Source organism: Rhodococcus sp. NPDC076796 (assembly GCF_040702765.1).
Classification (GTDB): domain Bacteria; phylum Actinomycetota; class Actinomycetes; order Mycobacteriales; family Mycobacteriaceae; genus Rhodococcoides.
Window position 1 is genome coordinate 257,399 of sequence record NZ_JBFBMS010000006.1, and the last position, 21,098, is coordinate 278,496.

The window sequence follows — 21,098 nt, forward strand, 5'->3', positions numbered from 1 at the left end:
TCGGTGCGGTCCTCTACCTTGTGCCGACGACCCGCTCATCGGAAGTGCGGTCGACGAAATCCGGGGGGAATTCATGTATTCATCGGTAACGGACATCTGCACCGAGGAAGAACTCGACGCGATGCTTCTGCACATCGAATCGCATGTGCCACAATCCCGTTCGCCACATTGGACACCGGGATGGCGCGCCGAGAGCGAGGTGGCGTTGCTGGATGCGATCTTCTCGGCGCGCGCTCCCTACGGCGGCCCGACCAGCGGGGTCCGCGCAGTGGTCCAGCGATGGAGATCGCATCGCGGCGATAACCGACTCGACGACTTGACAACCCTCGCCCAACTGACCACCACCCCGGATCTACTGGTGGAGATCCTGTCCAACCGTCAGCTGGTTCCGGGAAACAGTCGAACCAAGGCTGCTGCCGCCGCCGTGGCGGCACAGACCCTGGTGTCGGTGGGGCTGAGCCGTTCGAGCGACTTCGAGCAGCACACCGAGCAACAATTCGATGCATTCTGCGCGATTCCCGGTCTCGGTGAAACCACGTGGGAATGCATGCTCATGCACCTCGGCGTACGCACCGACAAAGCGGCCGAACACCTGCGCTCGTTCGTCGCCGACGCGCTCGAACCGCTCCACCACAACCTCGCTGCCGGGATCGCCGAGGACCGCGCCCCTGTGATCCTGGAAGCCGCGGCGAATGCACTCGGCGCAGATATCGCCTCGCTCGAGCACGCTGTGTGGCGATATCAGCACAAGTCACGTAGGGCGAAGCAGCGTCACTCCGAAACAGGTCGATCCGAGGCGGCACTTCGACCGACGGGCTGACTTCGCGAGATCAGTGCCTCCACGCCGTCGAGAATGCACTCCAACCCGAACCGGTAGGCGTGCACGGGGTCGCTGGCGGCGTCGTACGACGTCGCCGCGGCCGTCCCGACCCGAGACGACACCGGAAAACGTTCGCGGTCCATCACCCGTTCGAGGATCGGCGCGGTAGCCGCCCACCACTGGGCGTCGGACATGCCCGACTGCTCCTTGATACGCGTCACGCCGGCGAGGGCTCGCGCGGTACCGGAGACGTGAGTGAGAACCAGCGTGAGAACGGAGTCGATCTCGACGTCGCCCAGGCCGATGCCGACAAGGGGACGCAACTCGGCCTCGTACTTGTCGTTGGTGTGCGGACCGAGCACGGGGCGTGCACCCTCCGCTTCGAGCAGCCACGAATGCTGTTGGTACAGAGCCCAATTGCGTTCGGCAACGAAGCCCATCGCGGGACGCCATCCGCCGGCGACGGAGGACGGCTCGTCGACGTGTGAGTAGAGGCCTGCAAGTGCTCGATCGATCATCAGATCGGCCAGTTCCTCCCGGCCCGGCACGTGCGTGTAGAGCGACATCGCGCCGACACCGAGATGCTCGGCCACGTTCCGCATCGACACGAACTCGAGACCGTTCGCATCGGCCAGTTCGATCGCAGCGTCGACGATCGCGTCCACGCTCAGTCCGGTACGACTCGGCTTGGCACCGACTCGCCACAGCAACTCGAGGATGCGCGCCGGATCGAAGGGGACGTCCTTTTTCGCTGCCACTCGCCGAGTGTAGCGGCACCGTACGGTGTACACCTGCAACGTTTGCAGCCCGCCTCCCCGTGCCGGTGACAACAACCATCCAGGTTGTAGACTTCATCGGCACGCGCGAGTGGCGGAATTGGCAGACGCGCTGGATTTAGGTTCCAGTGTCTCAGGACGTGGGGGTTCAAGTCCCCCCTCGCGCACGACGGTCGTTCGGCCCGGCTTTTCTGGAGACTTCTGCAGGTTCCGACGTGTGAAGGCGGCTCGAATGTCCAGCAACCCCGACAACGACGCGATCTTCGCCGAGATTTCCGACGAACGACGCTCTCTCGCAAGAACTCTCGAGACTCTCACACCCGAACAATGGGACACTCCCTCGCTGTGCGAGGCCTGGACGGTCCGCGACGTCGCCGCGCATCTGGTGGTCCCGCTGATCGTCCCGCTCTGGCAGTTCGGACTCGTCATGGTGCGCACCCGAGGCAACTTCGACCGCGCCAATCAATTGATGACCACCCGCGTGCGTCGCGAGCACGGCGACGAATTACCCGCCTTGCTCACCGCACACGCAGACAAGAAGTTCACCCCGCCCGGCCACGGTCCGCTGGCCCCCTTGTCCGACGTCATCGTGCACGGACTGGACGTATGCAGGCCGCTGGGAATCGAGCACCACGTTCCCGATCACCGCATGATCACGATGCTCGACTTCCTGGTGCCCGCGAGCGGCGCGGCACCGTTCAAAGGACCCGAGCTCCGACTGCAATGGCGCGCAACCGATCTGGACTGGAGCCGCGGCGAGGGCCCGGTCATCGAAGGATCGGCAGGCACCCTGGCACTGGTTCTGACCGGACGCAGCAGCGCTCTCGCGGACGTCACCGGGCCCGGTGCCGAGCAACTCGCCCAGGCACGCGCCGACCGTCGTCGTGCGTGAGTCGCATCCGAGCCGTCCATGGTGAGAATCACCGCCGGGCCGCAGCACGCGACTACCTCCAGTAGTAGTACCTCCGGTACCGTCGAGGGGTGACTTCATCCCGCCCGAACCGTCGGCCAGCACTGATCGCGCTGGTCATCGTGTCCGCGGCGGTGTGCCTGGGTCTCGGCTGGTGGCAATGGGAACGCTTCGAGGCAGTCGGCGGCAACGGTCAGAACCTCGGATACGCGTTCCAGTGGCCTCTGTTCGCGGTGTTCGTGGTCTACGCCTACCGCAAGTTCGTACGCCTCGAGGACGAGGACCCCGAGGAAGCGGCTGCGGCTCGTCCCGACGGACCCACCGAGGTGCCCCTCGACCTGCTTCCCCAGCGACACGCCCCGGCGTCCGACGCTACGGACCTCGACGATCCCGAGGCCAGGCAACTACTCGAATACAACAGCTACCTCGCGGAGCTGAACGAATCCCGCGGGACCGACAGGAGCACCACGTGAGTTCGGCACCGGACAAGACGCAGGCGTCTGCGAACAGGACCAAACAGATCGCATCCGCGTTGCTGCGCTATCGCGTTCTGGCCTATGTGACCGGAGTGTGGCTGTTGGTTCTGGTGGCGGAAATGGTCGCGAAGTACATCCTGAAGATCGAGAATCTGCCGACGTGGATTCCCGTCGTGCACGGTTGGGTCTACATCGTCTACCTCGTGCTGACTGTCGATCTCGCGATCAAGGTGCGCTGGCCTGCTGCCCGCACGATCGGCACACTGCTCGCCGGAACCGTACCGTTCCTGTCGTTCTACATCGAGCACAAGCGCACCAAGCAGGTCAAAGCCGACTTCGCCGTCTGACGTCAGCAGCCGATCGGCTGCGCGTTCTCCGGATCCAATGCGTTCTGCACCAGCCGCTGAGCGAGCGGGTCGTACGAGATTCCCGTGTGCTCGACGGTGTTGGCCGGGCACACGTCCTGCAACACCACGTTCGTGTTTCCCGCGCCGCTGAGCAGGGAGGCCGTGTACGGAACGACGATCTGGTCGTATCGAGTGACGATCGTGGTGTAGTCGATCCCCGAGACGGTGTCGCTGCCCTCGTTCAGTCGCTCGAGTACGTCGTCCTGCACCGGTGGACCCGCCGTCGGGTAGTTCGGCGGAGACAACGCCACGATCTGCGCCACAGTACGGTCTCCACCGAGGAAGCGGGCGTAGTAGCGCGGCACGGTGCCGCCCTTCGAGTGGCCGACGATCGACACCTTCTGCGCACCCGTCGCCTCGAGCACGGAATCGACGAACGTCGACAATTCCGCAGCACTCTCGGGAATGGGTTCGAGCGCACCGAACGCCTGAACCGGCCCGGTGTTGCCGTAGTCGATCGCAAATACGCAGTATCCGGCGTCGGCCAGCTTCGGCGACAGCGATGCCCAGTTGGCGTAGGAGTTCTCCAGGAATCCGTGCACCAGCACGACCGGTTCGGGATGCTGCGCAATGGGAACACACGAGAAGTCGTTCGAGCCCGGCGGAGTCACTCCCGGGTGCGCGATCGAGTAAGCGAGGGCCTCGGCGAAGGAGCCTGCAGCCGGTGCCGCGGCGGCCGGGGTGCCCAATAGGCACAGTGCGGCGGCGGCGAACACCACCGCAGTCCGCGTCAGCACGGTTCGCGTCACCACGGGCTACCGTCCCGCCAACTCACCGAGGGCCGGAACGAGCAAGCGAAGCGCGCGACCGCGATGCGAGGCGGCATCCTTCTCCTCCGGGCTCAGCTGCGCAGCGCTGCGGCCGTCGCCCTCGGGCACGAAGATGGGGTCGTAGCCGAAGCCGTTCTCCCCCTGCGGCTCTCGGCCCACTACACCGCGCCACTCACCGCGGACCACCGTTTCGGTGCCTCCGGGAATCACCAGGGCGCACGCCGAGACGAATGCAGCTCCGCGACGCTCGTCGGGGGTGTCACTCAGCTGCGCCAGAACCAGTGCGGTATTGGCCTCGTCCTGCCCGTGCGTACCGGACCAGCGCGCCGAGAGCACTCCGGGCATCGCGTTCAGGGCATCGATTTCGATTCCCGAATCGTCTGCCACACAAGGTAATCCAGTGGCCGCCGCGCCATCACGTGCCTTGGCGAGCGCATTTTCCTCGAAGGTCGCTCCGGTCTCGGGAGCCTCCGGGAACGGCGGCACCTCGTCCAGGCCCACCAGTTCGATTCCGGCCACTCCGGCGGCGTCGAGCACCCGCCGAAGTTCGCGCAGCTTCTTCGCGTTCCGGCTCGCGACCAGAAGCTTCGAGTCAGGCACCGAACTTCTTCTTCGATTCCGCGACTGCAGGCTCGGGCAGTTCGCCGGGGTACGGCAATGCCAGGGCTTCCTTCTGCACCTCGAACAACTTCTCGATGCCGACGAATGCGGAGTCGAGCAACTTGTCGAGTGTGGTTCGCGGGAAGGTCGCGCCCTCCCCGGTGCCCTGGATTTCCACGAGCGTGCCGGTGTCGGTGGCGACGACGTTCATGTCGACCTCGGCGCGAGAATCTTCTTCGTAGGGCAGATCGAGGCGCACACGGCCGTCGACGACGCCGACGCTGACTGCGGCGATCATGCACGAGATGGGCTGCGGATCGGCCAGTCGTCCCGCTGCCCGCAGGTAGGTGACCGCGTCGTTGAGAGCGACGAACGCGCCGGTCACCGCCGCGGTACGGGTACCACCGTCGGCCTGGAGTACATCGCAGTCGAGGGCGATGGTGTTCTCGCCGATCGCAGCGAGGTCGATGCATGCTCGCAGTGAGCGTCCGACCAATCGAGAGATTTCCTGGGTGCGTCCACCGACCTTGCCCTTGACGGACTCGCGGCCGTTGCGGGTGTGGGTGGCCGCGGGGAGCATCGCGTACTCGGCGGTGAGCCAACCGAGACCGGATCCCTTTCGCCAGCGCGGGACGCCCTCCTCGACGCTGGCCGTACACATCACCCTGGTGTTGCCGAACTCGACCAACACCGACCCTGCCGGGTGGCTGGTGAATCCGCGGGTGATCTTGATGGTGCGGAGCTCGTCGTCCGCCCTGCCGTCTTCTCGTCTGGACACGACTCGAAGCCTAGCGCGTCGTCAGACGGTGAAGACGTCCCCTGGCAGAACCGCGTGCACCGGTCCGCTGAACTCTGCCTTCGCCTCGGCGATGACATCCTCCCGCGAGGTCCACGGCGGAATATGGGTCAGCAACAGCTCCCCTACCCCTGCCTCTCGCGCGATTCGGCCCGCCTCGGTTCCGGACAGGTGCACTCCCTCGGGCCGCTCGGGACTGTCGGTCCATGACGCCTCGCACAGGAACATGTCGGCTCCGTGCGCCAGGTCTCGCACCGCCTGGCACATTCCCGTGTCTCCGCTGTACGCGAACGTGCGGCCTTCCGCTGTGGTGACGCGCATGCCGTACGACTCCGGCGGATGGAACACCTGCCGTGCCAGAATCGACAACTTTCCGAACTCGACGGTGCGCCCGTCCACCCAGCGACGCAGGTCGATCGTGTCGGACATGTCGTCGATCTGCCCACCGCACTCGGCCGAGGCGACGCCGAGGCGGAACGCCGTGTCCTTGGGTCCGTAGACGATCGCTCGCCCCTCCGGCGGAGTGGGATGGTAACGACGCCACACCAGCAGCCCCGGAACGTCGAGGCAGTGATCGGCATGCAGATGCGAGAGCAGAACGCTCACATCTCCCGGATCGGCGTAGCGCTGCAACGCCCCGAGGATGCCGGGACCGAAGTCGAGGACGACCGGCGCGGTCTCCACTTCTTCCAACAAGTAGCCCGACGCGGGTGAATCGGGTCCGGACACACTGCCCGAACATCCCAGGACGGTAATTCGCATGAAAGCCATGCTGCCACGCCGAGCGCATCACTCGAAACGTTCGGGCAGTATTCACAGCGCGAGTCGGCGAAATTCACCACCGAGCACAGGTGTGTCTGCAGTTACCTCGGCGCTACAGAGTGGGCCGATCGAGCGATTTCGCCCGTGCCCGCTCGGCTCGCGCGTCGGCGGACAACAGTCGAGCGGCGACGACTCCGCCCACCGCGCCGAACAGATGCCCCTGCCACGAGACGTTCGGTTCGCTCGGAAGCACTCCCCACAGTGCGCTGCCGTACAGCACGAACACCACGACGCCGATCGCGAGTTGCCCGAGTTTGCGGGTGAAGAAGCCGCGCACCAACAGGTATGCGATGAAGCCGAAGATCAGAATCGAAGCGCCGATCGTGTTCGTGTACGAACCGGCGGTGAGCCAGGTACCGAACCCACCGACCACCCAGATGATCCCGGTGGCAGCCAAACCACGCGCCAGCCCGGAGAGCAACACCAGGAACCCGAGCACGACGATCGGCACGGTGTTCGCGATCAGATGCTGCCAGTCGTCGTGCAGCACGGGCGCGAACAGAATGCCCCACAGCCCCTCGACCGAGCGCGGCTCGATGCCATTGCGTTCGAGCCTCGACCCGCTGGCCACATCGATGAACTCGATGACCCACAGCAGCACTGTGAATGCTCCCACCAGCATGGCGGCCTGCATCCAGACCGGCCGCGCACGCTCGGCGGGACGGTTACTGATCTCGCTCATGATCGCCTCCGGATTCGGTCCCTCCACGGTACCGGGCAGAGGTATCGCGCGAGCTGCTCTCAGGCTCCCGATCCACCGAACGCGGACGTGAAGATCTGGCGGTACGTGGGGATGCCGGCCACCGAGGTGGCGTCGAGCAAGGCCGCGACGATGGCTCGCTCGACGACGATCGCCGCGGCCTCGGTGACCGCGGCCAGTACCGGGAGTTCGGCCGAGAATGCGGCGGGCACCGAGGACTCTGCGGTGACGGGTCTGGTGCCGGTGGACACGGCGAAGATCGTGTCGCCGTCGAGCGGCGAGTGTGCCGGTCGAACAGCGCGCGCCAGACCGTCGTGACCGGCGACGGCAATCCGCTTGCACGACGCCGACGACAGCGCGGCGTCGGTGGCGACAACCCCGATCGTGGTGTTGAGCGCAGTGCCCTTGGGTTCGAGGGCGAGCGCGGCCCACAGCTGGTTCACGTCGGGCTTGCGCATGCCGAACGCCGCAGGCCCGAGCGTGCCGACACCCCACAGCAGCCCGGTGCGCGGGTCGAACACCGCGCCCACCGGATTGGCGACCATCAGCGCCGCCACGGTGACCCCGTCCGCAGGGCCGCCCTCGATCACCGTGCTGGCGGTACCCACACCGCCCTTGAGAACTCCGGCACGGGCACCGACACCCGCACCGACAGACCCCGTCGCGAACTCGGTCGCAGCTGCTGCCGCGGCGAGATAGCCGAACTCTGCCGTCGGGCGGGAAGTCCAGTCGCCGACCGGAAGATCGAAGATGACCGCGGCCGGCACGATCGGTACGACGTGATCGGGACTGCCCATCGGAATCCCCTGGCCATGTTCTTCGAGCCACCGCATGACGCCGTCGGCCGCGGCGAGCCCGTAGGCACTGCCCGCGGTCAACACGATCGCGTTGACGTGCTGGACGGAATGGCTCGGATCGAGCAGATCGGTCTCGCGAGTCCCGGGCCCGCCGCCGCGAACATCGACGGCCGCCGTCGCACCTCCCAGTGCGCGAACCACAGTGCAGCCGGTCGCCGAGCCGGAACCCATCGTGGCATCGTCGTCGCGTTCGTGATGATGACCGACCAGCAGACCTGCCACGTCGGTCAGGGAGTCCCGCGGTCCGGGAGTCTGGAATGCAGCGGTCACGCGTGCGTCCTAGGGAATGAGGACCTGTACGAGTGAATCCTGCATCCAGGTCAGCCAGTGGTACACGTCGAGATGTGGAGCCCGAGGATCGCCTTCGTCCAGGACATCGGGTGTATCCGCGCTGATCCCCAGCGTGGTGCCGAGCGCCAACCTCACGTCGTTGAGGCCAGTCAACCATGCATCCGCCTGCTCCTGGGTGAGCACGATCTTGCCACCGGACTCGGGAAGAGTGGCCAGGATCATCGATCCGGCGGCCATCTTCTCGTCGATGATCTCGGGCTCGTGCAGTCCGCGCAGTGCACCGTTGAGATCTGCCGGGTCCTCCTCGTCGCGGCCGGGGTCGGCGCGGTGGAAGTCCGGCAGCAGCCGCGCCAGTGCGGCATCCTCGGGCGGGCTGTTGTGCCCGGTACGAAGACCGGTCAGCGCCGCGAGTTCGTCGGTGGGGGCAGCGGCGGAACGATCGCGCAGCAATCCGAGAACCGAGCCGACCAGCGATCGGAGCACGGCGGCCTCACGAGCATCGATCTCGGACTTGATCTTGACCCCGGACAGCGAATTCCGTCTCGTCCACGTGCGCACTGTTGCTGATGTCCTGTCTCGGGAAAGGGGTGGACTACTTGTCCTGCTGCATGGTGGCCCACAGGCCCGCTGCATGCAGCCGTCGAACATCGTTCTCCATCGCGTCGCGCTCACCGCTCGACACCACGGCCTTGCCTTCGGAGTGCACCTGCATCATCAGCTCGGTCGCCTTGGCCTTGCTGTAGCCGAAGAGCTTCTGGAAGACGTAGGTGACGTAGTGCATCAGGTTGACCGGGTCGTCCCACACGATGGTGACCCAAGGGGTGTCGTGCGATTCGTCGGCCGCAACGGCCTCGGTCTGCGCCGGGACCGCTTGCGGTGACGCGGCGACGACGTCCCCTGCCGAGAAGCCGTCCACGGGCAGAAGCGATCCATCCACCGTCAACCAAGGCATGCCCAACAGGGTACGGCGTATCGGGCCAGCATCCCACGCTCGCCCCTTCGCTCGTAGTGTGGGCGAGGTGAGCAACGACGCGACCACCGATCACGCGAGTTCCAGCGACGGCGTGAGCACTGCACTGCTGACCGATCAATACGAGTACACGATGCTGTCGGCGGCTCTGGCCAGCGGCTACGCCGATCGAATCTGCAGCTTCGAGGTGTTCGCGCGCAGGTTGCCCGGCGGTCGGCGATACGGAGTCCTCGCGGGCACCGGACGCATTCTCGACGCGATCGCGCGCTTCCGGTTCGGGCCGGACGAGCTGCGGATCGTCTCCGAATTCCTCGACGACGCCACCGTCGAGTGGTTGCGCGGCTACCGCTTCACCGGCGACATCGACGGTTACCGCGAGGGTGAGCTGTACTTCCCCGGCTCCCCGGTCATGACGGTCCGCGGCACGTTCGCCGAGTGCGTCGTCCTCGAAACGCTCGTGCTTTCCATCCTCAATCACGACAGTGCGATCGCGTCCGCGGCAGCGCGGATGGTCACGTCCGCCAAATCTCGGCCGATCATCGAGATGGGTTCGCGTCGCACCCACGAGGAGGCCGCCGTTGCCGCCTCCCGCGCGGCGTACCTCGCCGGGTTCACCGCAACATCCAACCTCGAAGCCGTCCGACGCCACGGCGTCCCCGGCGCGGGCACGTCGGCGCACGCCTTCACGTTGCTGCACACCACCGCCGACGGCCCGGACGAACGGTCCGCATTCGCGGCTCAGGTTCGCGCTCTCGGAGTGGGCACCACCCTGCTCGTCGACACCTACGACATCACCCAGGGTGTCGCCAACGCCATCGAGGTCGCCGGGCCCGAACTCGGCGGTGTGCGCATCGACTCGGGCGACCTCGGTGTGCTCGCACGGCAGGTGCGCGACCAATTGGATGCCCTGGGCGCGCCGAAGACCAGGATCGTCGTCTCGGGTGACCTCGACGAATATGCCATCGCCGCATTGCGCGCCGAGCCGGTCGACTCCTACGGCGTCGGCACCTCACTGGTCACCGGTTCCGGTGCACCGACGGCGGGCATGGTCTACAAGCTGGTCACGGTCGACGGCATTCCCGTCGCCAAGCGCAGCAGTCACAAAGAATCGCGCGGTGGCACCAAGGCGGCGCTGCGTACCGCGCGCCGCACCGGCACCGCGGTCGAGGAGATCGTGCACCCGTTCGACGCTCCCCCGACCGTCGAGAGCGATCTGACGGTGGAGACGTTGACCACGCCGTTGGTCCGCGGCGGAGAACGAGTCGCCGACCTACCGACACTCGCCGACGGCCGTGACCTGCTGGCCCGACGCCTGGTCAGCCTCCCGTGGGAGGGCTTGAAGCTGTCCCAGGGCGAACCGGCGATACCCACCCGCTTCGTCGAGAGGTGACAACGGTGTCGGTACCGAACCGGGTGGCCGATCGGCAGTAGTCTGCTTCGGTGCCGTCGAAGACCGAATTGCCAACCGTTCCCGCTCTCCTGCAGGTCGCGGTGCACTCGCTCGGCGGCAAGGAACGCAGCAATCAGCTGACGATGGCCTCGGCGGTGGCGCACTCGATCGATACCGGGGAGCATCTCGCGGTGCAGGCAGGCACCGGAACCGGAAAGTCCCTGGCCTACCTCGTTCCCAGCATTCGGCACGCGGTGGAATCGGGCAAGACCGTCATCGTCTCCACGGCCACCATCGCGCTGCAGCGGCAGCTGGTCGACCGCGATCTCCCGCGCCTGTCCGACGCCTTGACCGAGGCCGTCGGCCGTCGGCCGAAGTTCGCAATCCTCAAGGGCCGCAATAACTATCTGTGCATGAACAAGATCCACACCGGTGCTGCGCAAGAGGCACCGGATGCGGAACTGTTCGACCCGTTCGCCGTCTCACGGATGGGACGCGAGGTGGTACGGCTGACCAAGTGGTCGTCCGAGACCGAAACCGGCGACCGCGACGACGTCGTGCCCGGGGTCAGCGATCAGGCCTGGCGTCAGGTCAGCGTCACCGCCCGCGAATGCCTGGGCAAGTCCCGCTGCCCCGTCGGCGAGGACTGCTTCGCCGAACGCGCCCGCACCGAGGCCGCCCAGGTCGACGTCGTGGTGACCAATCACGCCCTGCTCGCGATCGACGCGATCACCGGAATTCAGATACTGCCCGAGCACGACGTCGTGGTCGTCGACGAGGCCCACGAACTGGTCGATCGAGTGACCGGTGTGGCGACCGAGGAGCTTTCGGCCGCGACCGTCACCGCCGCGGCGCGTCGTAGCGCCAAGCTCATCGAAGAGGACACGGTCGATCAGCTCGAGGGGGCCGCCGAGAACTGGGCCGCGATCCTGGACGAGCTACCGCCGAGCCGCTGGCAGTCCCTTCCCGACGGCGTCGGCCCCGCGCTCGCCTCCATTCGCGATGCCGCCTGGGCGGTCCGCACAGCTATCGGACCCAACAAGCAGGGCATGGCCGCCAGCGACCCCGAGGCCGCCGCGGCTCGCAGCGCCGCACTCGTCGCGGTCGACGAGGTCCACGACAGCGCGGTTCGTGTCCTCACGGCATTCGACGAACCCGATCCGGCCAAACGCAAGGACGTCGTCTGGCATGCCGTCGACGATTTTCGCGGCAATGTCAAACGCACCGTCCGCATCGCACCACTGTCGGTGGGCGGACTGCTCAGAGCTCGCCTGTTCGCCGAATCCACCGTGGTGCTCACCTCGGCGACCTTGACCGTCGGCGGATCGTTCGACGGGTTGGCCATCAACTGGGGCCTGCCTGCGGAGAAGCCGTCGCGCAGTGACACCGCGATGGCGTCGGGTGTGGAACCGCCGTCCGACGCCGGGTCGATCAGATGGAATTCGCTCGACGTCGGCTCGCCGTTCGACCACGCTCGGGCCGGCATCATGTACATCGCCAAGCATCTGTCGCCGCCCGGACGCGACGGCCTCTCGAAGTCCTATCTCGACGAGATCGAGTCGCTGGTCAGCGCCGCCGGCGGCCGCACGCTCGGACTCTTCTCGTCCATGCGCGCCGCCAGGGCCGCCGCCGAGGAGATGCGGGAGCGCCTCGACACTCCGATCCTGTGCCAGGGCGACGACTCCACCGGCGCACTGGTGCAGAAGTTCGCCGACGACGAGGCCACCTCCCTGTTCGGGACGCTGTCTCTGTGGCAGGGCGTCGACGTCCCCGGCCCGTCCCTGAGCCTGGTGATTCTGGACCGCATTCCGTTCCCGCGGCCCGACGATCCGCTGCTGGTGGCCAGGCAGCAGGCCGTCGAATCGCGGGGCGGCAACGGCTTTCTCGCGGTCGCCGCCAACCACGCGGCCCTGCTGCTGGCGCAGGGCGTCGGCCGACTGCTCCGTAGCGTCGACGACAAAGGTGTTGTCGCCGTTCTCGATTCGCGGCTCGCCACTGCCCGCTACGGCGGCTACCTGCGGGCTTCGCTGCCGCCGTTCTGGGAGACCTCGGATCCGGAGGTGGTCCGCAAGGCCCTCACCCGCCTGGCCGGGAAGTAGCTGCCCCTACGGCGTCGCCACCAACCCGAGCTCGGCATCCGAGGCGAGACCGTGGTGATGCGGTAGCACTCGCACCGTGTATCCCACCGTGCCGCTGTGCGGTAGCCGCGTCTCGCCTGCGTACACGTGCTCGCCGCCGTCGGTTCCCACGTGTGTCATGGCCGTCGTGCGAATGTCGGTGAGGTTCTCCTCCGCGTCGACGCGTCCCACGACCGCCTGCACCACGACGTCCGAGGCGTCCAGTCCACCGAGATCGACGTTGGCGCGCAGCGAGAGCTCGGCACCGATCACCGGAGTGTCGGGCAGACCGTCACTGTCGACGCGGGTGACTTTCACTGCGCCCCAAGCCTGTTCGACGCGGCGGCGGTACGACGCGACGTCCGTGGCACCGCGGTGACCATCGGCCGAGGCCGCGCGACCGGATTCGGCAGCGGGCGCGTAGTAGCCCAACGTGTAGTCCTGAACCATTCTCGATGCCAGCACTTTCGGGCCCAAGTGCTCGAGGGTGTGCCGCACCATTTCGATCCAGCGGCTCGGCACACCATCGTCCCCGCGGTCGTAGAACTTCGGTAGTACCGCCTGCTCGAGCAGTTCGTAGAGCGCAGCGGCTTCGAGATCGTCGCGGCGGTTGTCGTCGGTGACCCCGTCCGCGGTGGGGATGGCCCAGCCGTTCTCCCCGTCGTACATCTCGTCCCACCACCCGTCGCGGATCGACAGGTTCAGGCCGCCGTTGAGCGCCGACTTCATGCCCGAGGTGCCGCACGCTTCCAGCGGTCGCAGCGGATTGTTCAGCCACACATCGCATCCCCAGTACAGGAATCGCGCCATGGACATGTCGTAGTCGGGCAGGAACACGATGCGGTGCCGTACGTCGGCCTGATCGGCGAACCTGACGATCTGCTGAATGAGCGCCTTTCCGCCGTCGTCGGCGGGGTGCGACTTGCCCGCGACCACCAATTGGACCGGACGAACCGGGTCCAGCAACATGGCTCGCAGTCGCTCGGGTTCGCGGAGCATCAGGGTCAGTCGCTTGTACGTCGGTACGCGTCGAGCGAATCCGACGGTGAGTACGTTGGGATCGAAAACGTTTGCTGTCCAGCTGATCTCGGCCTCGGTCGAGCCGCGTTCGAGCGCCGAGCGCCGCACCCGACGCCGCACCTCGTCCACCAATTGCGCTCGCAGGGCGTTGCGCGTTGACCACACCTGGTCCGAGGACATCGGCCCCGACTCCCCCTCCGCCCATTCCCGGGCAGACCACGTCGGAGCGTGAACGCCGTTGGTGACCGATCCGATCGGCACCTCGGATGCATCGAAGCCCTGCCACAGGTCGTTGAACATCTCGCGGCTGACGATGCCGTGCAGCTTCGACACCCCGTTGGCACGTTGTCCCAGGCGCAGTCCCATGTGCGCCATGTTGAACACCGAGGCGTCGCTCTCGCCGCCGAGGGCGAGGATTCGATCCATCGGCACCCCCGGCAGCAGTGCCGAGTCCGCGCCGCCGTCCGCACTTGCGAAGTAGTGCCGCACCAGATCGGCCGGAAACCGGTCGATTCCGGCGGGGACGGGGGTGTGGGTGGTGAAGACCGTGCCGGCTCGCACCGCCGCCAGCGCCGCGTCGAAGTCCAGGGTTCCCGAGGTGACGAGTTCGCGTATGCGTTCGACGCCGAGGAAGCCTGCGTGGCCCTCGTTCATGTGGAACACCTCGGGATCGGGCAGCCCGTATGCACGGGTGTAGGCCCGGATCGCTCGAACTCCACCGATACCGGCGAGTATCTCCTGCTTGATGCGGTGATCCTGGTCGCCGCCGTACAGCCGGTCGGTGACCCCGCGCAGCTCCGGGTCGTTGTCGGCGATGTCGGAATCGAGCAGCAGCAGCGGGACGCGTCCCACCTGGGCGATCCACACCCGCGCCCGCAGAACCCGAGATCCGGGCATCGACACATGGATCAGCACCGGAGAGTCGCCGTCATCGGTGAGCAACCGCAGCGGCAGCCCGTGCGGGTCGAGGGACGGATAGCGTTCGGCCTGCCAGCCGTCGGCAGTCAGCGACTGGCGGAAGTAGCCCGAGCGGTAGAGCAACCCGACACCGATCAACGGCAGTCCCAGGTCGGAGGCAGCCTTGAGGTGGTCGCCGGCCAGGATTCCCAGCCCGCCGGAGTAGTTCGGCAGCACCTCGGTGACACCGAACTCCATCGAGAAATAACCGATGCCCGACGGCAGAGCACGTCCCTCGGCCAGCTCGTTCTGATACCAGAGCGGACGGGCGAGGTAGTCGTGCAGATCCGCCTCGGCGGCGTCCAGCTCGGCCAGGAAGCGCTCATCGACCGCGAGTTCCTCGAGACGCGCAGGTGCGACGGCTCCCAGTACGGCCACCGGATCGCGCTCGAGTTCGGTCCACAACAGTGGATCGATGTGCTCGAACAGATCCTGCGTCGACGAGTGCCACGACCACCTGAGGTTTGTCGAGAGCTCGGCGAGGGCATTCAGGCGGGCGGGAAGGTGGGCTCGGACGGTGAATCGGCGCAAAGCTTTCACAGGGTCGAACCCTACCCACGGACACCTGTGTCGAAGGGCTGCTTACACGAAATCCGAGCTGCGCAGCTCATCGCGAGCAGTATGCGTCGGCGCACGCGCCATCTGCATTGCTGCACTACGGTTGACAAGTAGAAGCACACCAATATCGGTTCGATCAGAGGTTGCGCCCGCGCAGCCATACCTCTAGCGAAGAATGGAGTGTGAAGTGACAGGTCGACTTGGTATCGACAATGTCCTTCCAGATACGACGACCGGGAAGTACCCCGCGAAAGCGGTGGTGGGCGAGACGTTTCCAGTCTCCGCCGACGTCTGGCGCGAGGGTCACGACGCGGTGGCCGCCACACTGTCGGTGCGCGGACCGGGAGGCAAACTCGAACGCATCCCGATGACACCGGGCCGCGAACCCGACACGTTCGACGCGGTGTTCGTCCCCTCTCGGCCGGGTTACTGGATCTGCCGCATCGAAGCGTGGAGCGATCCGATCAGCACCTGGCGCCACGCCGTCGAAGCCAAGCTCGGAGTGGGCCAGAGTGCTCACGAACTGGCGAACGATCTCGAGATCGGGGCGCGGTTGTTCCTGCGGGCTGCCACCGGCGTTCCCGCCGAGAGCAGGCAGATGCTGGCCGATGTCGCCGCCGCGCTTCGCGACACCGACCGCCCGCTGCCTGCCCGGGTCTCCTCGGCGTTCGCGTCGACAGTCGCCGAATTACTGTTCGCTCATCCGCTGCGCGAACTGGTGACTCGATCTCGCGCCGTCAACATCTGGGTCGATCGCAACGTCGCACTCAACGGTGCCTGGTACGAGTTCTTCCCTCGGTCGACCGGTGGGTGGAACGAAGACGGTTCGCCGCGGCACGGCACGTTCGCAACGTCGATCGAGCAGTTGCCCCGCATCGAGCGGATGGGATTCGACATCGTCTACCTGCCGCCGATCCACCCCATCGGCACCATCAACCGCAAGGGCCCGAACAACACCTTGACCCCCGGTCCCGAGGACGTCGGATCGCCCTGGGCCATCGGCTCAGCGGACGGCGGGCACGATGCCATCCATCCCGAACTGGGCACCGAGGACGACTTTCGTGCGTTCGTCGCCGCCGCGCAGGAACACAACCTGGAAGTGGCGCTCGATCTCGCTCTCCAGGCCGCTCCCGACCACCCTTGGGCTGCAACACATTCCGAGTGGTTCACCGTGTTGCCGGACGGCACCATCGCCTACGCCGAGAACCCTCCGAAGAAGTACCAGGACATCTACCCGGTCAATTTCGACAACGACCGGCGCGGCATCTACGAAGAGGTGCTCCGCGTGGTCCGGTACTGGATCTCGCTGGGCGTCAAGGTCTTCCGAGTCGACAATCCACACACCAAGCCGCCGGACTTCTGGGAATGGCTCATCGCCGAGGTCAAGAAGACCGACCCGGACGTACTGTTCCTCGCCGAAGCGTTCACTCGACCGGTGCGCATGTACGGGTTGGCGCAGCGCGGCTTCACGCAGTCGTACACCTACTTCACCTGGCGTACCGCCAAGTGGGAGCTGACCGAGTTCGCCGAGGAGCATGCTCGACGCTCAGACGACGCGCGTCCGAACCTGTTCGTCAACACCCCGGACATCCTGCACGAGAGCCTGCAACACGGCGGGCCCGGAATGTTCGCTCTCCGAGCAGCTCTCGCGGCGACGATGTCCCCCACCTGGGGCGTCTACTCCGGCTACGAGCTGTTCGAACACCAGGCCGTGCGAGAGGGCAGCGAGGAGTACCTGGACTCGGAGAAGTACCAGTTGCGTCCGCGCGACTTCGAGGGTGCGCTGGCCCGCGGCGAGTCGCTCGAACCCTGGATCACCACGCTGAACGCCATTCGACGTGCGCATCCGGCGCTGCAGCAGCTCCGCAACATCCACTTCCACACCATCGACAACGAGGCGCTGATCGGGTACTCCAAGTTCGACCCGCAGACCGGTGACTCGATCCTGGTGGTGATCAACCTCAATCCCTTCGGAGCCGAAGAAGGCACGATCCACCTGGACATGCCTGCCCTCGGCCACGACTGGCAGGACACCCTCACGATCAAGGACGAAGTGAGCGGCGTCCACTACGACTGGGGTCACACCAATTTCGTCCGGCTCGAGCCCTGGACGTCGGTGGCGCACATCTTCACGCTCCCCCACATCCCGTACCCGGCACGAATCGAACTGGCCTACCGCGGCAACCGAAAGTGAGTGGATTCAACGTGACCGAGAATCCGACGACGCCCGAAGACACCGTCGCAGCCCCGTCCGACAACGATCTCGAACTCCTCGCTGCAGGGCGGCACTACAACCCGCATTCCGTCCTCGGTGCCCACCCGGTGCCTGGCGGAACGGCGATCCGTGCCCTCAAGCCCGACGCCGAGAAGGTCGTCGCCCGCGTCGGTGGCGTCGACCACGAGCTGACCCACGTCGCGCACGGAGTCTTCTCGGCCCTACTTCCGTTCGAGGACCTGATCGACTACCGCCTCGTGGTGACGTGGCCCGGTGGACACGTCTCCGAATCGGCCGACGGATACCGGTTCCTGCCCACTCTCGGCGAACTCGATCTGCACCTGTTCGGCGAGGGCAGGCACGAGCGTCTGTGGGACATTCTCGGCGCGCACCAACAGTCGTACGCGACTCCGGACGGTCCCGTCACCGGCACCTCGTTCGCGGTCTGGGCCCCCGCAGCCCAGGGCGTCACGCTGGTCGGCGATTTCGACGGCTGGACCGGTCGAACGTGGCCGATGCGCGTTTTGGGCTCGACCGGAGTGTGGGAAATCTTCGCTCCCGACATCGCACCGGGCGCGCTGTACAAGTTCCGCGTCCACGGTGCCGACGGCTCGGTCAAGGACAAGGCCGACCCGATGGCCTTCGCCACCGAGATCCCCCCGTCGACGGCCTCGGTCGTCACCGAGTCCTCGTACACCTGGAACGACGAGTCCTGGCTCGACACCAGGGCCGGCATCGAGCCGACGCAGGCACCGATGAGTGTCTACGAGATCCACCTGGCATCCTGGCGGCCGGGCCTGGGGTACCGCGAGCTCGCCGAGCAGTTGGCCGAGTACATCACCGAAACCGGCTTCACCCACGTGGAGCTGCTCCCGGTCGCCGAGCACCCGTTCGGCGGGTCCTGGGGCTACCAGGTGACCTCGTACTACGCACCGACCTCGCGCTTCGGCAGTCCCGACGATTTCCGCTACTTCGTCGACCACCTCCACAGCGCCGGAATCGGCGTCATCGTCGACTGGGTTCCCGCCCACTTTCCCAAGGACGAATGGGCCCTGGCCCAGTTCGACGGCGGCCCGCTCTACGAGCACGGTGACCCCCAACGCGGCGAGCAACTCGACTGGGGCACTTTGGTGTTCGACTTCGGTCGACGCGAGGTACGCAACTTCCTGGTCGCGAACGCGCTGTACTGGATCGACGAGTTCCACATCGACGGACTGCGCGTCGACGCCGTGGCGTCGATGCTGTACCTGGACTACTCCCGCCCCGAGGGTGGCTGGTCGCCGAACATCTACGGTGGCCGCGAGAACCTCGAGGCCGTCACCTTCCTGCAGGAGATGAACGCGACGGTGCACAAGAAGCACCGCGGCGTCGTCACCGTGGCCGAGGAGTCGACCGCATGGCCCGGCGTCACCCGCCCGACGAACGTCGGCGGACTCGGGTTCAACATGAAGTGGAACATGGGCTGGATGCACGACACCCTGGGCTTCCTCGGGCGTGATCCCATCCATCGCAGTTACCACCACCACGAGATCACCTTCTCTCTGGTCTATGCGTGGAGTGAGAACTACCTGCTCCCCATCAGCCACGACGAGGTGGTACACGGCAAGGGCACGCTGTGGACCCGGATGCCCGGCGACGATTACGCCAAGGCGGCCGGCCTGCGCGGCATGCTCGCCTACATGTGGGCGCACCCCGGCAAGCAGCTGCTGTTCATGGGACAGGAGTTCGGACAGACTCGTGAGTGGTCCGAGGAGCGCGGCCTCGACTGGTACCAGATCGACGAGGAACCGCTGCACAACGGCGTGAAAACCCTTGTGTCCGATCTGAACTCGACATACAAGTCCCATCCGGCACTGTGGACGCTCGACACGTCGCCGAGTGGATACTCGTGGATCGACGCCAACGACACCGAGAACAACGTGCTGAGCTTTCTGCGGTACGGATCCGACGGTTCGGTCGTCGCGTGTATTTTCAACTTCTCCGGAAACGAGCACGGCAGCTATCGTGTGGGACTACCGGAACCCGGCCGCTGGATCGAGATCCTCAACACCGATGCAACGGAGTACGGCGGCTCCGGCGTGGGCAACCTGGGTGAAGTGACGGCAACATCGCACTCGTGGCACGGACGACCGGCGTCAGGCCAGGTCGCCCTACCCGCCAACGGGGCGATCTGGATAAAACTGGAGCGATAGATGAGTGGCGGCCGCACACCCCGACTACTGGCCGCGGCCGCCACTGCAGGGCTGCTCCTGCTGACCTCGTGCGCACAGACCGTCAGCGGAAACGCCGTATCGATCTACGAGAACCCGTTCACCGTCGCCGGGCTCCCGGTCACGAGTGGGCCAAGCGGACCCCGTCCCGATGTCCCCGATTCGACGATCACCGTGGAGAACGCCGAGGGCACCGACTCGGACATCCTCGCCACGAACGCGGTCGACGACATCCAGCAGTTCTGGGCCGAGCAGTACCCCAGCTTGTTCAAGGGCTCGTTCACCCCGGTCTCGAAGGTCGTCTCGTGGGACGCGTCCGAGGACGAGGGATCGGGCATCAGATTCTGCGGAGACCGCACCGGCGGTATTCCCAACGCCGCCTACTGCACTCGCGACGACTCGATCGGGTGGGATCGAACCATCCTGCTCCCGGCTCTCGTCGACGCGTTCGGTCCGATGTCGGTGGTGATGGTGATCGCCCACGAATACGGTCACGCCATCCAGCATCAATCGGGTCTCGTCGGCGACGACACCCCGACCATCGTTGCCGAGCAACAGGCCGACTGCTTCGCCGGTGCGTTCATCCGGCACGTCGCCGAAGACGATGCGCCGCACTTCACCATCAACACCTCGGACGGCCTCAACGGCGTCCTCGCCGCGACTGTCGCCGTGCGCGACGTCGACCCCAACGATCCGGAATCGGTACACGGCTCTGCCTTCGAGCGGGTCACCGCGGTGCAGCTCGGCTTCACCGAGGGCGCGGCAGTCTGCACCGGTATCGATGAGGCCGAGATCGATTCGCGTCGAGCATCGTTGCCGCAGAAGTTCAGCGACCCCGACGACTCCGGTGAGCTACCGGTCACCGAGGACACCCTCGGCGCCTTCACTCGATCCTTCGAATCTGTGCTGCCCGTGGCCGATCCACCAGAAATCGACTACTCCGGTTCGGACACCGGGTGCTCGGACGCCGAAGCCACCGCGCCGGTGTCCTACTGTCCGTCGAGCAACACCATCGGTGTCGACGTCGAGGACCTGGCCGAAGTCGGACAGCCCGAGACACCCCGACGCGGAGACATCCTGCCGCTCAACGTTTCCGGCGACTACAGCGCCTACGTGCTGTTCGCCTCGCGCTACACGCTCGCGGTGCAGAAGGAAGCAGGCCAGACGCTCGACGACCCGCAGGCCGCCCTGCGCTCGGCGTGCCTGTCGGGCGTCATCACCTCGGCGATGAGCGTCGAGAGCGGAACGACGGACCTCGAAGTCTGGCTCTCCCCCGGCGATCTCGACGAAGCCGTGTCCGGCCTGCTCAGCGACGGCCTGGCCGCCAGTGACGTGAACGGTACGACGCTGCCGTCCGGCTTCTCGCGAGTCGACGCGTTCCGTTCGGGAGTTCTCGGCGGCAAGGAACGGTGCGACGCGCGCTACAGCTGAGTGCC

The 21,098-nt window shown here is 66.2% G+C and carries 19 protein-coding genes and 1 tRNA gene; 10 read left to right on the top strand and 10 right to left on the bottom strand.

Going from position 1 to position 21,098, the window contains the following annotated elements:
- Positions 1-73: 73 nt before the first annotated feature.
- Positions 74-820, top strand: coding sequence for a hypothetical protein (locus AB0366_RS19850; protein ID WP_366245429.1), 747 nt, complete (start codon positions 74-76; stop codon positions 818-820).
- Here AB0366_RS19850 and AB0366_RS19855 read toward each other — a convergent pair.
- Positions 772-1,578, bottom strand: coding sequence for a TetR/AcrR family transcriptional regulator (locus tag AB0366_RS19855; RefSeq protein WP_366245430.1), 807 nt, complete (start codon positions 1,576-1,578; stop codon positions 772-774). The two genes, AB0366_RS19850 and AB0366_RS19855, sit on opposite strands and share 49 nt — an antisense overlap.
- A gap of 103 nt (positions 1,579-1,681) precedes the next feature.
- On the opposite strand from AB0366_RS19855, the gene AB0366_RS19860 reads away from it, so the two are divergent.
- From AB0366_RS19860 to AB0366_RS19875, 4 genes are all read left to right on the top strand, one after another.
- A tRNA-Leu gene (locus AB0366_RS19860) sits at positions 1,682-1,763 on the top strand.
- Positions 1,764-1,828: 65 nt separating this feature from the next.
- Positions 1,829-2,488: a maleylpyruvate isomerase family mycothiol-dependent enzyme gene (locus AB0366_RS19865; RefSeq protein ID WP_366245431.1), complete on the top strand. Its 660-nt coding sequence runs from the start codon at positions 1,829-1,831 to the stop codon at positions 2,486-2,488.
- Between the two features lie 89 nt (positions 2,489-2,577).
- Positions 2,578-2,979, top strand: coding sequence for a transcriptional regulator (locus AB0366_RS19870; RefSeq protein ID WP_121869363.1), 402 nt, complete (start codon positions 2,578-2,580; stop codon positions 2,977-2,979).
- Positions 2,976-3,329 carry a DUF3817 domain-containing protein gene (locus AB0366_RS19875; RefSeq protein ID WP_121869362.1) on the top strand — a complete coding sequence of 118 codons (354 nt, stop codon included), beginning with the start codon at positions 2,976-2,978 and terminating at the stop codon, positions 3,327-3,329. The genes AB0366_RS19870 and AB0366_RS19875 overlap by 4 nt, the downstream gene beginning before the upstream one ends.
- A 2-nt stretch (positions 3,330-3,331) precedes the next feature.
- On the opposite strand, the gene AB0366_RS19880 is transcribed toward AB0366_RS19875, so the two are convergent.
- The 8 genes from AB0366_RS19880 to clpS form a co-directional block, all read right to left on the bottom strand.
- Positions 3,332-4,138 (bottom strand): alpha/beta fold hydrolase, encoded by an 807-nt coding sequence (locus AB0366_RS19880; protein WP_366245433.1) that lies wholly within the window; start codon positions 4,136-4,138, stop codon positions 3,332-3,334.
- Positions 4,139-4,144: 6 nt separating this feature from the next.
- Positions 4,145-4,759 (bottom strand): RdgB/HAM1 family non-canonical purine NTP pyrophosphatase, encoded by a 615-nt coding sequence (rdgB, locus tag AB0366_RS19885; RefSeq protein ID WP_366245434.1) that lies wholly within the window; start codon positions 4,757-4,759, stop codon positions 4,145-4,147.
- Positions 4,752-5,537: a ribonuclease PH gene (rph, locus tag AB0366_RS19890; protein ID WP_121869359.1), complete on the bottom strand. Its 786-nt coding sequence runs from the start codon at positions 5,535-5,537 to the stop codon at positions 4,752-4,754. Before rph ends, rdgB begins: the two co-directional genes overlap by 8 nt.
- Positions 5,538-5,558: 21 nt before the next feature.
- Positions 5,559-6,317, bottom strand: coding sequence for a cyclic nucleotide-degrading phosphodiesterase (locus AB0366_RS19895; protein ID WP_366245436.1), 759 nt, complete (start codon positions 6,315-6,317; stop codon positions 5,559-5,561).
- A 112-nt stretch (positions 6,318-6,429) separates the two neighbouring features.
- A complete protein-coding gene (locus AB0366_RS19900) occupies positions 6,430-7,059 on the bottom strand; it encodes a rhomboid family intramembrane serine protease (RefSeq protein WP_366245438.1) in 630 nt (209 codons plus the stop codon).
- A 59-nt stretch (positions 7,060-7,118) separates the two neighbouring features.
- Positions 7,119-8,204, bottom strand: coding sequence for a P1 family peptidase (locus AB0366_RS19905; protein WP_366245439.1), 1,086 nt, complete (start codon positions 8,202-8,204; stop codon positions 7,119-7,121).
- Between the two features lie 9 nt (positions 8,205-8,213).
- Positions 8,214-8,783, bottom strand: coding sequence for a DUF2017 domain-containing protein (locus AB0366_RS19910; RefSeq protein ID WP_121869356.1), 570 nt, complete (start codon positions 8,781-8,783; stop codon positions 8,214-8,216).
- A 34-nt stretch (positions 8,784-8,817) separates the two neighbouring features.
- Positions 8,818-9,177: an ATP-dependent Clp protease adapter ClpS gene (gene clpS, locus AB0366_RS19915; protein WP_179276142.1), complete on the bottom strand. Its 360-nt coding sequence runs from the start codon at positions 9,175-9,177 to the stop codon at positions 8,818-8,820.
- Positions 9,178-9,235: 58 nt separating this feature from the next.
- Between clpS and AB0366_RS19920 the strand changes: the two genes are divergently transcribed.
- Together AB0366_RS19920 and AB0366_RS19925 are read left to right on the top strand one after the other, a co-directional pair.
- Positions 9,236-10,585, top strand: coding sequence for a nicotinate phosphoribosyltransferase (locus AB0366_RS19920; protein WP_366245441.1), 1,350 nt, complete (start codon positions 9,236-9,238; stop codon positions 10,583-10,585).
- Positions 10,586-10,635: 50 nt separating this feature from the next.
- Positions 10,636-12,684 (top strand): ATP-dependent DNA helicase, encoded by a 2,049-nt coding sequence (locus AB0366_RS19925; RefSeq protein ID WP_366245442.1) that lies wholly within the window; start codon positions 10,636-10,638, stop codon positions 12,682-12,684.
- Positions 12,685-12,690: 6 nt separating this feature from the next.
- On the opposite strand, the gene glgP is transcribed toward AB0366_RS19925, so the two are convergent.
- The gene (gene glgP / locus AB0366_RS19930; protein ID WP_366245444.1) at positions 12,691-15,219 is read right to left on the bottom strand and encodes an alpha-glucan family phosphorylase; all 2,529 of its coding nucleotides are present in this window, start codon (positions 15,217-15,219) and stop codon (positions 12,691-12,693) included.
- A 205-nt stretch (positions 15,220-15,424) separates the two neighbouring features.
- Between glgP and AB0366_RS19935 the strand changes: the two genes are divergently transcribed.
- Genes AB0366_RS19935 through AB0366_RS19945 form a run of 3 tightly spaced genes read left to right on the top strand, consistent with a single transcriptional unit; the run spans position 15,425 to position 21,093 of the window.
- The gene (locus AB0366_RS19935; RefSeq protein WP_121869352.1) at positions 15,425-17,431 is read left to right on the top strand and encodes an alpha-1,4-glucan--maltose-1-phosphate maltosyltransferase; all 2,007 of its coding nucleotides are present in this window, start codon (positions 15,425-15,427) and stop codon (positions 17,429-17,431) included.
- An 11-nt stretch (positions 17,432-17,442) separates the two neighbouring features.
- On the top strand, positions 17,443-19,644 hold the full coding sequence (glgB, locus tag AB0366_RS19940) for a 1,4-alpha-glucan branching protein GlgB (RefSeq protein ID WP_366245446.1): 2,202 nt from the start codon (positions 17,443-17,445) through the stop codon (positions 19,642-19,644).
- On the top strand, positions 19,645-21,093 hold the full coding sequence (locus AB0366_RS19945) for a metallopeptidase (RefSeq protein WP_366245448.1): 1,449 nt from the start codon (positions 19,645-19,647) through the stop codon (positions 21,091-21,093).
- Positions 21,094-21,098 lie beyond the last annotated feature (5 nt).

What these genes read in the sequence shown, in the direction of transcription:
- AB0366_RS19850 (WP_366245429.1), top strand. Translation starts at nt 74, where the DNA reads ATGTATTCATCGGTAACGGACATCTGCACCGAGGAAGAACTCGACGCG.
- AB0366_RS19865 (WP_366245431.1), top strand. Translation starts at nt 1,829, where the DNA reads ATGTCCAGCAACCCCGACAACGACGCGATCTTCGCCGAGATTTCCGAC.
- AB0366_RS19895 (WP_366245436.1), bottom strand. Translation starts at nt 6,317, where the DNA reads ATGCGAATTACCGTCCTGGGATGTTCGGGCAGTGTGTCCGGACCCGAT.
- AB0366_RS19900 (WP_366245438.1), bottom strand. Translation starts at nt 7,059, where the DNA reads ATGAGCGAGATCAGTAACCGTCCCGCCGAGCGTGCGCGGCCGGTCTGG.
- clpS (WP_179276142.1), bottom strand. Translation starts at nt 9,177, where the DNA reads ATGCCTTGGTTGACGGTGGATGGATCGCTTCTGCCCGTGGACGGCTTC.
- AB0366_RS19945 (WP_366245448.1), top strand. Translation starts at nt 19,645, where the DNA reads ATGAGTGGCGGCCGCACACCCCGACTACTGGCCGCGGCCGCCACTGCA.